Origin of the sequence: Enterovirga rhinocerotis (assembly GCF_004363955.1) — a bacterium.
Lineage (GTDB): Bacteria > Pseudomonadota > Alphaproteobacteria > Rhizobiales > Beijerinckiaceae > Enterovirga > Enterovirga rhinocerotis.
Genome location: NZ_SNZR01000013.1, coordinates 238,923 through 250,742, shown reverse-complemented (window position 1 = coordinate 250,742; position 11,820 = coordinate 238,923). Strand labels below are relative to the sequence as shown.

Genomic DNA, 11,820 nt, shown 5'->3' with positions numbered 1-11,820 from the left:
TCAGCCGCCTATTCCAATGCGCTGCAGACAAGTCTTTGTCCGTACAGACGGCCCGATTTCCGAAAACTCTCCACAATTGCCTGGAATGGCAGACCGAATTCGTCAACGCCTGTTCGACAGTCTGCCGGGACACCTCGATGTCCGGATTGCGCCTGCATGCTGCATCAGGCCCATCCTCTTCGCGAGAGACGCCATGGATCGCCGCCAATTCAGCCTATCTCTTCTCTCCTTGCCCCCGGTCATCCTGGCCGGAGCGGCTGAGGCCGCCCGTGCCGCGCCGCGCGGCGCCTCGTCCGACGCCGCGGCGGCCGCGCAGATGATCTCCGCCATCCGCGCCCGCTACGGTCGCGGGCCGGTCGGTATCGATCCGCGCATGAACGCCGCCGCACAATATCAGGCCGGGTCGATCGCGCGGATCGGCTCGCTCTCTCACGGCGATTTCGCCGGCCGGGTCCGCCAGTTCGGGCTTCGCGGCGCGATGGCCGAGAACCTCGCCTATGGCGCGAACGATGTCGGCGGCGCCATCGCGCAATGGCAGGGCTCCTCGGCCCATCTCAACAACCTCCTGATGCCCGGTGCGAGCCGGATCGGGGTCGGGCGGGCCGACGGTCTGACCACGCGCTACTGGGCGATGGTCATCGGCTGATCGCCGCTGGTCCGGCGTTCCGTTCTCGGCTATCGCGGCCATGGGCCGCACGGGGAGACGGGAATGCTGCGCGATTTCGAGAATGGAGGGCGCTCGCTCGCCCTCGGCCAACGCGGCATGGCCGCGACCTCGCACACGCTGTCCACGCTCGCCGCGCTCGACATCCTGCGCGCCGGCGGCAATGCGCTCGATGCCGCCGTCGCCGCCTGCGCGGTGCAATGCGTGGTCGAGCCGGGCTCGACCGGGATCGGCGGCGATTGCTTCGCGCTCATCGCTCCGAAGGGCGGCGCCGAAGTCGTCGCCTATAACGGCTCGGGCCGGGCCCCGGCCGCCGCGACGCCCGCACGGCTCGCCGAGATCGGCGTCACGAAGCTCGAGCGCCAGACGCCCCATACCGTCACGGTTCCGGGAGCCGTCGAGGCCTGGGAACGCCTCCTCGCCGATCACGGCACGCTCAGCCTGCGCGAGGTCCTGAAACAGGCCATCGCCTATGCCCGCGACGGCTACCCCGTCGCCCCGCGCACCCTCCGCGACTGGCGCGCCCAGGAGGCGCTGCTCGCGCGCGATGCGAATGCCGCTCGCATCTTCCTGCCGGGCGGCAAGCCGCCGGCGCTCGGCTCGCTGCACCGCCAGCCGGAACTCGCCGAGACGCTGCAGGCGATCGCGGAGGGCGGCTCGCGCGCCTTCTACGAGGGCCGCGTCGCCGAGGACATGGTCGGCTGCCTCTCCGGTCTCGGCGGCCTGCACACGCTCGAGGATTTCGCCTCGGCGCGCGGCGAATATGTCGAGCCGATCAAGACCGGCTTCCGCGGCTACGACATCTGGGAATGCCCGCCGAACGGGCAGGGCATCATCGCCCTCATGATCCTGAACATCCTGTCGCATTTCGAAGGGCGAGGCGATCCGCTCTCGCCCGAGCGGCTTCATATCGAGGTCGAGGCGACGCGCCTCGCCTATGCCGCGCGCGATGTCCATCTCGCCGATCCGGCCAAGGCCGAGGTCCCGGCCGAATGGCTGCTCTCGCAGGACCTCGCCGCCGATCTCGCCCGCCGCATCGACCCGAGCCGCGCGCTCGCCCCCCTGCCGGCGGTGCCCCAGCCCGCGCATAAGGACACGGTCTACATCACCGTGGTCGACAAGGACCGGAACGCCGTCTCCTTCATCAACTCGATCTTCCACAACTTCGGATCGGGCCTGATGAGCCCGAAGACGGGCGTGCTGTTCCACAATCGCGGCGAGAGCTTCGTGCTCGATCCGGCCCATCCGAACGCCATCGCACCGGGCAAGCGGCCGATGCACACCATCATCCCCGGCATGATGACGAAGGACGGGCGTGCCGTGATGCCCTTCGGCGTGATGGGCGGCCACTACCAGGCGATGGGCCATGCCCATCTCGTCTCGAAGGTGCTCGATTACAGGCTCGACGTTCAGAGCGCGATCGACCTGCCCCGTCTCTTCCCGCTGCCGGGCGGCTCGGTGAAGGTCGAGATGGAGAAGCGGCTGCGCGAGACGGTCGGCCCCGCCTTCGAGCGGCTCGGCTACGAGGTCGTCGTGCCCGCGGCCGCGATCGGCGGCGGCCAGGCGATCTGGATCGACGCGGAGCACGGCACGCTGCAGGGCGGCTCCGACCCGCGCAAGGACGGCTGTGCGCTCGGCTATTGAGGGACGCCGCCCTTCACCCCTTCTCCCCTTGCGGGAGAAGGTGGCCCCTGCGTCAGCAGGGGGCGGATGAGGGGTGAAACACAACCATCAACGTCGTGTCTCCACCCCTCATCCGTCACGGCTTCGCCGTGCCACCTTCTCCCGCAAGGGGAGAAGGAGAGTGAGGGCTACAGGATGAAGCGGCTGAGATCCGTGTTCGCCGCAAGTTGCTCGACCTCCTGGCGCACATAGGCGCCATCGACCGTGAAGACCTGCCCGCTCCGGTCGGGCGCGGTGAAGGAGATGTCGTCGAGGACCCGCTCCAGCACCGTCTGGAGCCGGCGCGCGCCGATATTCTCGACCGTCGAGTTCACCTCGACCGCGACCTTGGCGAGCGCGTCGATCGCATCCTCCGTGAAGGCGAGCTCGACGCCCTCGGTTTCCATCAGCGCCACCGATTGCTTGATCAGCGAGGCTTCGGTCTCGGTCAGGATGCGGCGGAAATCGTCGGCCGTGAGCGGCTGCAGCTCGACGCGGATCGGCAGGCGCCCCTGCAATTCCGGCAGCAGGTCCGACGGCTTCGAGACGTGGAAGGCGCCGGAGGCGATGAAGAGCACGTGGTCGGTCTTGACCGGTCCGTGCTTGGTCGAGACCGTGGTTCCCTCGATCAGCGGGAGGAGGTCGCGCTGGACGCCCTCGCGCGAGATGTCGGCCCCGGCCCGCCCGCCCTCGGAGCGGGCGCAGATCTTGTCGATCTCGTCGAGGAAGACGATGCCGTTATCCTCGACCTGCCGGATGGCCTCCTGCACGATCGTATCCTGATCGAGCATCTTGTCGGATTCCTCGGCGATCAGGGGCTCGTACGCCTCCTTCACGGTGGTCCGGCGCGTCTTCTTCTGGCCGCCGCCGAAGGCCTTGCCGAGCACGTCGTTGAGGTTGATCGCGCTCATCGAGGCGCCGGGCATGCCGGGGATCTCGAACATCGGCATGCCCTGCTGGCCGCCGGCGACCTCGATCTCGATCTCCTTGTCGTCGAGTTCGCTGGCCCGCAGCTTCCTGCGGAAGCTCTCGCGCGTCGCCGAGGACGCGGTCTGGCCGACCAGAGCGTCGAGGACGCGCTCCTCGGCCGCGAGCTGGGCCTTGGCCTGGACGGACCGGCGCTTCTCGTCGCGCACGAGCCCGATGCCGATCTCGACGAGGTCGCGCACGATCTGCTCGACGTCGCGGCCGACATAGCCGACCTCGGTGAACTTCGTCGCCTCGATCTTGATGAAGGGCGCGCCCGCGAGCCTGGCGAGACGGCGCGAGATCTCCGTCTTGCCGCAGCCGGTGGGTCCGATCATCAGGATGTTCTTGGGTGCGATCTCATCGCGGAGCGGCCCCTCGACCTGCTGGCGGCGCCAGCGGTTGCGGAGCGCGATGGCGACCGCACGCTTCGCGTCCTGCTGGCCGACGATGAAGCGGTCGAGTTCGGAGACGATCTCGCGGGGGGAGAAGGTGGTCATGTCCGTCCGGGCGAAGTAGAAGCCCGGAGATAGGCATGCAGCACCGCGCTGTCACCTCATGCCGGCCGGGCAGGATGAACAAGCAACCGACGATCTGGATGCTGGCCGGCCCGAACGGCGTCGGCAAGACGACCTACGCCTTCCGACATATCCGCGCGGTCGCCGGAACGGTGCGGTTCATCAATCTCGACGAGATCGCGCGAGGCCTCTCGCCGATGGATCCCGAGGCCGAGAAGAATACGGCCGCCCGCATCGCGCTCGATCGGTTCGACGCCTATCTGGGCGCCAAGGGCGAGGGGGGTGATTTCTCCATGGAGACCACGCTTGCGGGACTGACGTATCTGCGTCGGTTGCAGCACGCGAAATCCCTCGGCTGGCGGATTCACCTCCTCTATTTCGTCGTCGCCACGCCCGAGGCGGCGCTGGCGCGGATCGCCCGCCGCGTCAGCGAGGGCGGCCACGCGGTGCCGGAGGCCGATGCGCGACGGCGCTTCGCGCGCTCGATCGCGAATGTCCCGCGCTACGTCGCGCTCGCCGATATGTGGCGGGTCTTCGACAACAACGGCGGTCAGCCGAAGGTCGCGGCGGAAGGGCGCGCCGGCTGCATCGCCTATCGCGGGGCGACGGATGGCCTCCCCTCCCCCCTGACCGCGATCCTCGAACACCTGCCGGCCTGCGCGGAAGCCTGAAACCTACCGCGGCGCGTGGGGCGGCAGGCGGGCCGCCCAGGCGGGACCGAGGCGGGAGACCACCGCCGCCCGAAGCGGCGTCCAGCCGGCACTGAGCACGAGCACGAAGGCGCCGAGGAGCAGCACCGTCACCGGCCCCGTGTAGTCGTTGAAGCCGATGGTGCGGAACAGCGAGGCGAAGGCCCAGCCCGCATAGACGAGCCCCGAGACCAGGAGGGCTCGCCGATCGACGAGGATCGCGACCGCGGCGAGGATCGCGAAGATCGCGAGGACGAGGGCGGCCGAGGCCGGCCCGATCCCGTATTGGGTGGCGCCGACCGCCTGGAACACCGAATGGACGATCATAGGCGCGGCGAGCAGGTGCAGCCAGAAGGCGATATCGGTCCGGCGGGTCTCGCGCAGCGGATCGCTGAGGTCGAAGCGCATGGCGAGCGCGAAGATCGCAAGGCCGAGGCCGAAGACGATGGGCGTCGCGGAGGCCGCCATGAGCTGGGGCGCGGCGGCCATGAGCAGCGTGATGGCGGCGAGCGACAGAGCCGAGACGCCCGCCGCGATCGTGATCGGCACGCGGAAGCGCCAGTAATGCAAGGCCGCGAGGGCCGAGGTGCCGATCGCCGCGAGCGCGACGCTCCGGGCGTCGGCGAGGTTCGGCAGCGCACCGATCCCCCAGCCGCGTCCCCAGCCCCAGGCCCAGAGCGCAAGGAACGAGGATCCCTTCTGCGCTCCGAGGAAGAGGCTCAGGGCCATGAAGGCGGAGCAGACGAAGATCGCGAGCAGCACGATCGAGGGCAGCGCCATCCGCCGCCGCCGGGTGAAGAACTCGGCGAGGCCCCAGCTCATCGCCGCGAGCAGGGCGAGCCCGGCGGCAGGCGGCAGCGACATGCCGATCAGGTACATCGCCGCGCCGAGGAAGAGCGCGATGCCCATCGTCACGAAGATATCGGCGAAGCCCGTGATGAAGCGCAGCCGCTCCTCGTCGACGGGCGGGGCCTGGACCGGTCCCTCGACCTCGCGGGCAAGGCTGAGGAGCGCCAGCCGCTGGCCGTCGGAGACGAGGCCCTTCTCGACCGCGAGGTCAAGGACGCGCGCAGAGATCATGCGGCCCTCGTCGGCTTGGCCACGGAAAGAGTGGTGTTCGTCATGGAGGCCATTTCTGATTTCCGTGCATGATGCGCAGAACCTCGACGCGTTCCTTTCGCAGGCGATAGACGAGAATATAGGGCGTCGACGAGATCACGAGTTCGCGCGTTCCTTCAACACGCCCCATTCGCCCGGCGAGCGGCTGCTCGTGCAGGAGCGTGTTCGCACCCTTGCGGATCGCCATGGCGACCCGGCGCGCGCCCTGAGGGCTGTCACGTTCGATGTGATCAAGAATGCGGTCCAGATCGGCAGCGGCCGAGGCAAGCCAGGCAATCGGCGCGCTCAAGAGCGGCGAGCATCGAGCCGTGCAATGCGCGCGGCGAGGTCGTCCATCACGCGCTCGTGTGAAACCCATCTCGCGTCCGAGCCGTCGGCTTCGAGGGTTCTCGTCTCGACCTCGGCTCGGAACCAGGAATCGTGCGCGGCCGCTTCATGACGTGACTTCATCCGGGCGGACTGATCGGGACGGCGCCTCAGCGAATCCTGCGAATGCCCTTCGGCATCGACATCGAACCGACCCAGTCCCAGTTCTTCCCGGACGAAATCCGCCGCCGTGGACAGGTTGCGCCACAAGCGGGGGGTACGAGCCCGCCGGGCAGCGACGGCGCGCTCGCCGCCAGCGTAGCGTACGAGAACGTTCCAGCCGCCCGGTCGGCCGAACACCGTCGCACCTTCGATCGCGCGAGCCTTCGCGAGATCGATGGCCGCCTTGCCATCGATCACGTCGGCGAAGGCCTGAGCCGCTGCTCTTCCCATGTTCCGATCCTGCCCGGGCATGCAGGATTATTTAGTATTGCGACATCGCCGTAAAGGCGCGGCGTCGCTCACTCCTCGAGCGCTTCCACCACCACGTTGCCGTTGGTGTAGACGCAGATCTCGGCCGCGATGGCGAGCGAGCGGCGCACGATGGCCTCGGCGTCGTGTTCGGAATCGGACAGCGCCCGTGCGGCGGCGAGGGCGTAATTGCCGCCCGAGCCGATGGCGGCGATGCCGTTCTCCGGCTCCAGCACGTCGCCCGAGCCCGACAGGAGAAGGCCGACCTCCTTGTCCGCGACCAGCATCATGGCTTCCAGCCGGCGCAGATAGCGGTCCGTCCGCCAGTCCTTGGTCAGTTCGACGCAGGCCCGCGTGAGCTGACCCGGATATTGCTCGAGCTTGGCCTCGAGACGCTCGAACAGGGTGAAGGCGTCGGCCGTCGCCCCGGCGAAGCCGCCGATCACGGCGCCCTTGGCGAGACGGCGCACCTTGCGGGCATTCCCCTTCACGATCGTCGGGCCGAGGCTGACCTGGCCGTCGCCGCCGATCACGACGCGGCCGCCCTTGCGCACCATGAGGATGGTGGTCGCGTGCATGGAGGGAGGCTGCGGGGAAGCGTAATGATCCAAGGACGTATCTCTGGCGAATGGCGGCACTCGCCGTCACTTAAGCATCGGTCCGAAAAAATCCATTCAGGCCGCCGGCGGCAAGGCAGCCCCGCACCGGGGCTGTGGCGCGGCGGCATCGGCCTTGCTAGAGAGTGCCCGCAATTCAGGCATCGGCTCCCGGCGGCGGTCGCGAGGGACGACCGCGAGTGAAGAACAGGACGGACATCATGCGCTCCGCGAGCGTGAGCCGACGCACGAACGAAACCGACGTCTCGGTCTCGGTGGGCCTGGACGGCACCGGCAAGGCGAGCATCGCCACGGGCGTCGGCTTTCTCGACCATATGCTGGAGCTCCTGGCACGCCACGCCCTCGTCGATCTCGAGGTGAAGGTGACGGGCGATCTGCATGTCGATTTCCATCACACGACGGAGGATGCGGGGATCGCCCTCGGCGAGGCCGTGCGGACGGCGCTCGGCGACAAGCGCGGCATCGTGCGTTACGCCAGCCTCGACCTGCCGATGGACGAGACGCTGACCCGCGTCGCGATCGACGTGTCCGGCCGGCCGTTCCTCGTATTCCGCAGCGAGTTCCCGACCCAGAAGATCGGCGAGTTCGACACCGAGCTCGTGCGCGAATTCTTCCAGGCCTTCGCGATGAATGCGGGCATCACCCTGCATATCGAGACGCTGTACGGCGCGAACAGCCACCATATCGCGGAAAGCTGCTTCAAGGGCCTCGCCCGGGTCCTGCGTCAGGCCGTCTCGCGCGATCCGCGCGAGGGCGACCGCGTGCCCTCGACGAAAGGCAACCTGTGAGCGCGAGCTACACTCTCCACGTCGCGCCCTTCGCCACCCCCGGCGACGAGACCGCGCTCGATCGGGCCGTGCTCGTGCGCGACGGCTTCTCGTGGTGGGCCTTCCTCGTCCCCCCGCTCTGGTTCGCCGCGCATCGCCACTGGCTGATCGGGCTCGCGACGCTCGTCCTCCTGATGGGCTTCTGGATGGGCCTGCGCGCCGTCGGCATCCCCGAGAACGCCGTCTTCTGGGCGACGGTGCTCCTCTGCCTCCTGTTCGGCCTCGAAGGCGCGAGCCTGCGCCGCTGGGATTATGCGCGCCAGGGCCGGCCATCCGTCGATGTCGTCTTCGCGGCGAACGAGGCCGAGGCCGAGGCGAAGGCCTTCGCCCGCTGGCTCGACGGCACCCCGCTCGCGACGCCCCACGCCCTCGCATCGATGCCGGCGGCCGGCCAGGGCCTTGCGCGTCCCTTCGCGCCCTCGCCTTGGGCGCGGTCCGCCCCCGAACCTGTGATCGGCCTCTTCCCCGATGCGGAGGGCCGGCGATGAGGGTCGCGCTCGTCGATTACGGCTCCGGCAACCTGCACTCGGCCGCGAAGGCGTTCGAGCGGGCCGCGCGGGAGGCGGAGATTCCGGCCGAGATCGCGGTCACGGCCGATCCCGACGCCGTCGCCGCAGCCGATCGCATCGTTCTGCCCGGCGTCGGCGCCTTCGCCGATTGCCGCCGCGGCCTCGATGCCGTGGACGGCATGGTCGAGGCCATGGAACAGGCGGTCGGGGCCAAGGGCCGCCCCTTCCTCGGCATCTGCGTCGGCATGCAGCTCATGGCGACGCGCGGTCTCGAGAAGGAGACGACCCCGGGCCTCGACTGGATCGCGGGAGACGTCGCAGCGATCCGGCCGAACGATTCGTCGCTCAAGATCCCCCATATGGGATGGAACACGCTCCATCTGCAGCGCGAGCATCCCCTGACGGACGGGATCGATCTGGGCCCCGATGGGCTTCACGCCTATTTCGTGCATTCCTACGCGCTCGAGCCGATGCAGGCCGAGGATCTCGTCGCGGTCTCCGCCTATGGCGGCCCGATCACGGCCATCGTCGCGCGCGGCAACATGGCCGGCACGCAATTCCATCCGGAGAAGAGCCAGACGCTCGGCCTCTCCCTCATCGCCAATTTCCTACGGTGGCATCCGTGATTCTCTTTCCCGCGATCGATCTCAAGGAAGGTCGCTGCGTTCGTCTGATCCAGGGCGACATGAAGCAGGCGACGGTCTTCAGCGACTCGCCCGCCGACCAGGCAGCGTCCTTCGTCGAGCAGGGCTTCGAATGGCTGCATATCGTCGATCTCGACGGCGCCTTCGCCGGCCGGCCGATGAACGCGGAGGCGGTCGAGGCCATCCTCAAGCGCGTCTCGATCCCGATCCAGCTCGGCGGCGGCATCCGCGAGATGCGCACCATCGAGGGCTGGCTCTCGAAGGGCGTGCGCCGCGTCATCATCGGCACCGCCGCCGTGCGCGATCCCGGGCTCGTGCGCGAGGCGGCCCGGGTCTTCCCCGGCCAGATCGCGGTCGGGATCGACGCCAAGGACGGGCGGGTCGCGGTCGACGGCTGGGCGCAGAGTTCCAGCATGACCGCCGAGGAGCTCGGCCGGCGCTTCGAGGATGCCGGCGTCGCCGCCATCATCTACACCGACATCTCGCGCGACGGCATCCTCAAAGGCCTCAACATCCCGATGACGCTCGCCCTCGCGGAGGCCGTCTCGATCCCCGTCATCGCCTCGGGCGGGCTCGCCTCGCTCGCCGATATCGAGCGCCTGACCGCGCCCGATTGCGCGAGGCTCGCCGGCGCCATCACGGGCCGCGCGCTCTATGACGGGCGGATCGACCCGGTCGAGGCGCTGGCGCTGCTCCGCGGGGAGCGCAAGGCCGTCACTCTCGCGACCGGCCCGGTGCCGCCGGCAGGAACCGCCGCATGACCGACAAGCCGAGCCTGACCCTCCGTCCCCTCGGCGAGGCCGACCGCGCCGCGTGGGAGCCGCACTGGCAGGGCTATCTCGCCTTCTACCAGACGAGCGTCCCGGCCGAGACGACGGACATCACCTGGTCGAGGCTGCTCGACCCCGCCGAGCCGATGCATGTCATCGGCGCCTTCGGGCAGGGCGCGGATGGACGCGAGATGCTGCTCGGCATCGTGCATTACATCTTCCATCGCTCGACCTGGACGCCGGGGAACTACTGCTACCTCCAGGACCTCTTCACCGCACCCGAGGCGCGCGGACAGGGCGTCGGCCGGGCGCTGATCGAGGCGGTCTACGGCAAGGCGAAAGAGGCCGGAGCGAGCCGCGTCTACTGGCTGACCCAGGAGGGCAACGCGACCGCGCGCGCCCTCTACGACCGGGTCGCCGATCATCCGGGCTTCACGATCTACCGCAAGCAGATGTGACGGGAGCGAGCGCTCCCTTCTCCCCTTGCGGAGAAAGGCGCTGGCCCGCCTAACCGTTCTCGCGGAATCCCGGATACAGCGTCATGCCGCCGTCGACGAAGAGCGTCGTGCCGGTGACGTAGTCGGAGAGGTCCGAGGCGAGCCAGAGAGCGGCCCGCGCGACGTCCTCCGGCTCTCCGATGCGGCCATAGGGGATCAGCGTCAGCAGCTTCGCCAGCGCCTCGGGCGTGTCCCAGGCCTCCCGGTTGATGGGGGTGCGGATGGCGCCGGGCGCGATCGAATTGATGCGGATCCCGCGATCCGCATATTCCTGCGCCAGCGACTGCATCAGAAGCTTCACGCCGCCCTTCGAGGCGGCATAGTTCACATGGCCTGCCCACATGATGACCTCGTGCACCGAGGACATGCAGACGATCTTCCCCGTGGCGCGACTGATCGCGGGTTGCGGGCCACGCGCCAGGAACTCCCGGATGGCGGCCCGGCAGCACAGGAACTGACCGGTCAGGTTCACGTCGATCACGCGCCGCCACTGATCGAGCGTCATCTCGTGCGCGGCGGCATCGCGCTGCAGACCGGCATTGGCGACGAGGATGTGGATGGTGCCGAACGCCTCCTTCGCCGCCGCGAAGAGCGCCTCGACATCCGCCTCCGACGACACGTCCGCCTGCACGGCGAGAGCCTCCGAGCCGGCGGCACGGATGGCCGCGCAGACCGCCTCGGCGCCCTCGCGCTCGGAGCGGTAGTTCACCACCACCGTCGCGCCGGCAGCCCCGAGCGCCTTGGCCGTCGCGGCGCCGATCCCGGACGACGCGCCGGTCACGAGCGCGACATGGTTCGAGAGGTCGAGGGTCAAGGGGGACATGGAAGGCTCCCGATGGGTGAAATTTGTCTCCTTGGATGATATCTTGATGACCTCAGGAGATATCGCAATGGCGCTATTCATCCGCGACGAAGCTGTGACCGCCTTGGCGGAGGAGGTCCGCCGGCTAACTCACGCGAGAACCAAGACGGAAGTGGTTCGCCAAGCGCTGGAGGCCCGTCTGGCCGAGATCAGGCAATCGATGCCTTTGAAGGAGCGGCTGGCGCGGTCGAAGGCCCTGGCGGACGTAATCGGCCCGAATGATCCGACCTTCGACATGAAACGGCACAGCGACGAGATGTGGGGCGAGGCCTGATGTTCCTCGACGCCTCCGTCATCGTCGCGATTCTCGCTCGTGAGTCGGGCTCGGACGAGTACGAGAACCGGCTCGCGGCGAGTGAAGGTCCGTTCTTTCTTTCGCCCTTGGTGAAGTTCGAGGCTTCGGTCGCGCTGGCTCGTCTCAGATCGCCCGGCGGACGAACGTCCGTCGAAACCATTCGCCGAGCCGCCCGCGCCGTGGAGGCCTTCGTCGAGGATATCGCGGCAGAGGAAATCGCGATCTCGCCCGAGATCGGCAGGGGTGCGCTGGAGGCGGCTGCGATCTACGGCAAGGCCGTCGGCCATGCCGCCTCGTTGAACTTCGGGGATTGTTATTCCTATGCCTGCGCCAAGTCGCTCAAGGTCCCGCTTCTGTACAAGGGCGACGACTTTTCCCTGACCGATCTTGCCTGACGGGAGAGA

Annotated in this window: 16 protein-coding genes; 10 read left to right on the top strand and 6 right to left on the bottom strand. The window is 68.5% G+C overall.

Features of this window, described 5'->3' with window-relative positions:
- Positions 1-193: 193 nt before the first annotated feature.
- Positions 194-646 carry a CAP domain-containing protein gene (locus EV668_RS12900; RefSeq protein ID WP_166652448.1) on the top strand — a complete coding sequence of 151 codons (453 nt, stop codon included), beginning with the start codon at positions 194-196 and terminating at the stop codon, positions 644-646.
- Between the two features lie 66 nt (positions 647-712).
- Positions 713-2,308 (top strand): gamma-glutamyltransferase, encoded by a 1,596-nt coding sequence (gene ggt / locus EV668_RS12895; RefSeq protein ID WP_133771990.1) that lies wholly within the window; start codon positions 713-715, stop codon positions 2,306-2,308.
- Between the two features lie 167 nt (positions 2,309-2,475).
- On the opposite strand, the gene hslU is transcribed toward ggt, so the two are convergent.
- On the bottom strand, positions 2,476-3,792 hold the full coding sequence (hslU, locus tag EV668_RS12885; RefSeq protein WP_133770632.1) for an ATP-dependent protease ATPase subunit HslU: 1,317 nt from the start codon (positions 3,790-3,792) through the stop codon (positions 2,476-2,478).
- 35 nt (positions 3,793-3,827) lie between these two features.
- Between hslU and EV668_RS12880 the strand changes: the two genes are divergently transcribed.
- Complete coding sequence (locus EV668_RS12880; RefSeq protein WP_133770630.1) at positions 3,828-4,481, top strand: ATPase; 654 nt, start codon at positions 3,828-3,830, stop codon at positions 4,479-4,481.
- A gap of 3 nt (positions 4,482-4,484) precedes the next feature.
- On the opposite strand, the gene EV668_RS12875 is transcribed toward EV668_RS12880, so the two are convergent.
- From EV668_RS12875 to hslV, 4 genes are all read right to left on the bottom strand, one after another.
- Positions 4,485-5,579: a hypothetical protein gene (locus EV668_RS12875; protein WP_133770628.1), complete on the bottom strand. Its 1,095-nt coding sequence runs from the start codon at positions 5,577-5,579 to the stop codon at positions 4,485-4,487.
- 40 nt (positions 5,580-5,619) lie between these two features.
- Positions 5,620-5,907 carry a type II toxin-antitoxin system RelE/ParE family toxin gene (locus EV668_RS12870; protein ID WP_245513150.1) on the bottom strand — a complete coding sequence of 96 codons (288 nt, stop codon included), beginning with the start codon at positions 5,905-5,907 and terminating at the stop codon, positions 5,620-5,622.
- Positions 5,904-6,377, bottom strand: coding sequence for a hypothetical protein (locus tag EV668_RS24800; RefSeq protein WP_166652434.1), 474 nt, complete (start codon positions 6,375-6,377; stop codon positions 5,904-5,906). The genes EV668_RS12870 and EV668_RS24800 overlap by 4 nt, the downstream gene beginning before the upstream one ends.
- Positions 6,378-6,445: 68 nt before the next feature.
- Positions 6,446-6,973, bottom strand: a complete 528-nt coding sequence (gene hslV, locus EV668_RS12860; protein WP_133770622.1) for an ATP-dependent protease subunit HslV — start codon at positions 6,971-6,973, stop codon at positions 6,446-6,448.
- 239 nt (positions 6,974-7,212) lie between these two features.
- On the opposite strand from hslV, the gene hisB reads away from it, so the two are divergent.
- From hisB to EV668_RS12835, 5 genes are read left to right on the top strand one after another with little or no spacing between them, the layout of a single operon-like run.
- Positions 7,213-7,800: an imidazoleglycerol-phosphate dehydratase HisB gene (gene hisB / locus EV668_RS12855; RefSeq protein WP_133771988.1), complete on the top strand. Its 588-nt coding sequence runs from the start codon at positions 7,213-7,215 to the stop codon at positions 7,798-7,800.
- Positions 7,797-8,327, top strand: coding sequence for a DUF2628 domain-containing protein (locus EV668_RS12850; protein WP_133770620.1), 531 nt, complete (start codon positions 7,797-7,799; stop codon positions 8,325-8,327). Before hisB ends, EV668_RS12850 begins: the two co-directional genes overlap by 4 nt.
- The gene (gene hisH, locus EV668_RS12845; protein WP_133770618.1) at positions 8,324-8,974 is read left to right on the top strand and encodes an imidazole glycerol phosphate synthase subunit HisH; all 651 of its coding nucleotides are present in this window, start codon (positions 8,324-8,326) and stop codon (positions 8,972-8,974) included. The genes EV668_RS12850 and hisH overlap by 4 nt, the downstream gene beginning before the upstream one ends.
- A complete protein-coding gene (gene hisA / locus EV668_RS12840; protein ID WP_208111533.1) occupies positions 8,962-9,753 on the top strand; it encodes a 1-(5-phosphoribosyl)-5-[(5-phosphoribosylamino)methylideneamino]imidazole-4-carboxamide isomerase in 792 nt (263 codons plus the stop codon). Before hisH ends, hisA begins: the two co-directional genes overlap by 13 nt.
- Positions 9,750-10,220: a GNAT family N-acetyltransferase gene (locus EV668_RS12835; RefSeq protein WP_133770614.1), complete on the top strand. Its 471-nt coding sequence runs from the start codon at positions 9,750-9,752 to the stop codon at positions 10,218-10,220. The genes hisA and EV668_RS12835 overlap by 4 nt, the downstream gene beginning before the upstream one ends.
- A 49-nt stretch (positions 10,221-10,269) precedes the next feature.
- On the opposite strand, the gene EV668_RS12830 is transcribed toward EV668_RS12835, so the two are convergent.
- On the bottom strand, positions 10,270-11,082 hold the full coding sequence (locus EV668_RS12830; RefSeq protein ID WP_133770612.1) for an SDR family oxidoreductase: 813 nt from the start codon (positions 11,080-11,082) through the stop codon (positions 10,270-10,272).
- 46 nt (positions 11,083-11,128) lie between these two features.
- Between EV668_RS12830 and EV668_RS12825 the strand changes: the two genes are divergently transcribed.
- Both EV668_RS12825 and EV668_RS12820 read left to right on the top strand, forming a co-directional pair.
- Positions 11,129-11,395 (top strand): type II toxin-antitoxin system VapB family antitoxin, encoded by a 267-nt coding sequence (locus EV668_RS12825; RefSeq protein ID WP_245513148.1) that lies wholly within the window; start codon positions 11,129-11,131, stop codon positions 11,393-11,395.
- Positions 11,395-11,811 (top strand): type II toxin-antitoxin system VapC family toxin, encoded by a 417-nt coding sequence (locus EV668_RS12820; RefSeq protein WP_133770610.1) that lies wholly within the window; start codon positions 11,395-11,397, stop codon positions 11,809-11,811. Before EV668_RS12825 ends, EV668_RS12820 begins: the two co-directional genes overlap by 1 nt.
- The last annotated feature ends 9 nt before the right edge of the window (positions 11,812-11,820 follow it).

Excerpts from the sequence above, each read along its gene's own strand:
- EV668_RS12875 (WP_133770628.1), bottom strand. The coding sequence starts at position 5,579 with ATGATCTCTGCGCGCGTCCTTGACCTCGCGGTCGAGAAGGGCCTCGTC.
- EV668_RS24800 (WP_166652434.1), bottom strand. The coding sequence starts at position 6,377 with ATGGGAAGAGCAGCGGCTCAGGCCTTCGCCGACGTGATCGATGGCAAG.
- EV668_RS12830 (WP_133770612.1), bottom strand. The coding sequence starts at position 11,082 with ATGTCCCCCTTGACCCTCGACCTCTCGAACCATGTCGCGCTCGTGACC.
- hisH (WP_133770618.1), top strand. The coding sequence starts at position 8,324 with ATGAGGGTCGCGCTCGTCGATTACGGCTCCGGCAACCTGCACTCGGCC.
- hisB (WP_133771988.1), top strand. The coding sequence starts at position 7,213 with ATGCGCTCCGCGAGCGTGAGCCGACGCACGAACGAAACCGACGTCTCG.
- EV668_RS12880 (WP_133770630.1), top strand. The coding sequence starts at position 3,828 with ATGCAGCACCGCGCTGTCACCTCATGCCGGCCGGGCAGGATGAACAAG.
- EV668_RS12835 (WP_133770614.1), top strand. The coding sequence starts at position 9,750 with ATGACCGACAAGCCGAGCCTGACCCTCCGTCCCCTCGGCGAGGCCGAC.
- EV668_RS12900 (WP_166652448.1), top strand. The coding sequence starts at position 194 with ATGGATCGCCGCCAATTCAGCCTATCTCTTCTCTCCTTGCCCCCGGTC.
- EV668_RS12825 (WP_245513148.1), top strand. The coding sequence starts at position 11,129 with ATGACCTCAGGAGATATCGCAATGGCGCTATTCATCCGCGACGAAGCT.
- hslU (WP_133770632.1), bottom strand. The coding sequence starts at position 3,792 with ATGACCACCTTCTCCCCCCGCGAGATCGTCTCCGAACTCGACCGCTTC.
- EV668_RS12820 (WP_133770610.1), top strand. The coding sequence starts at position 11,395 with ATGTTCCTCGACGCCTCCGTCATCGTCGCGATTCTCGCTCGTGAGTCG.
- hslV (WP_133770622.1), bottom strand. The coding sequence starts at position 6,973 with ATGCACGCGACCACCATCCTCATGGTGCGCAAGGGCGGCCGCGTCGTG.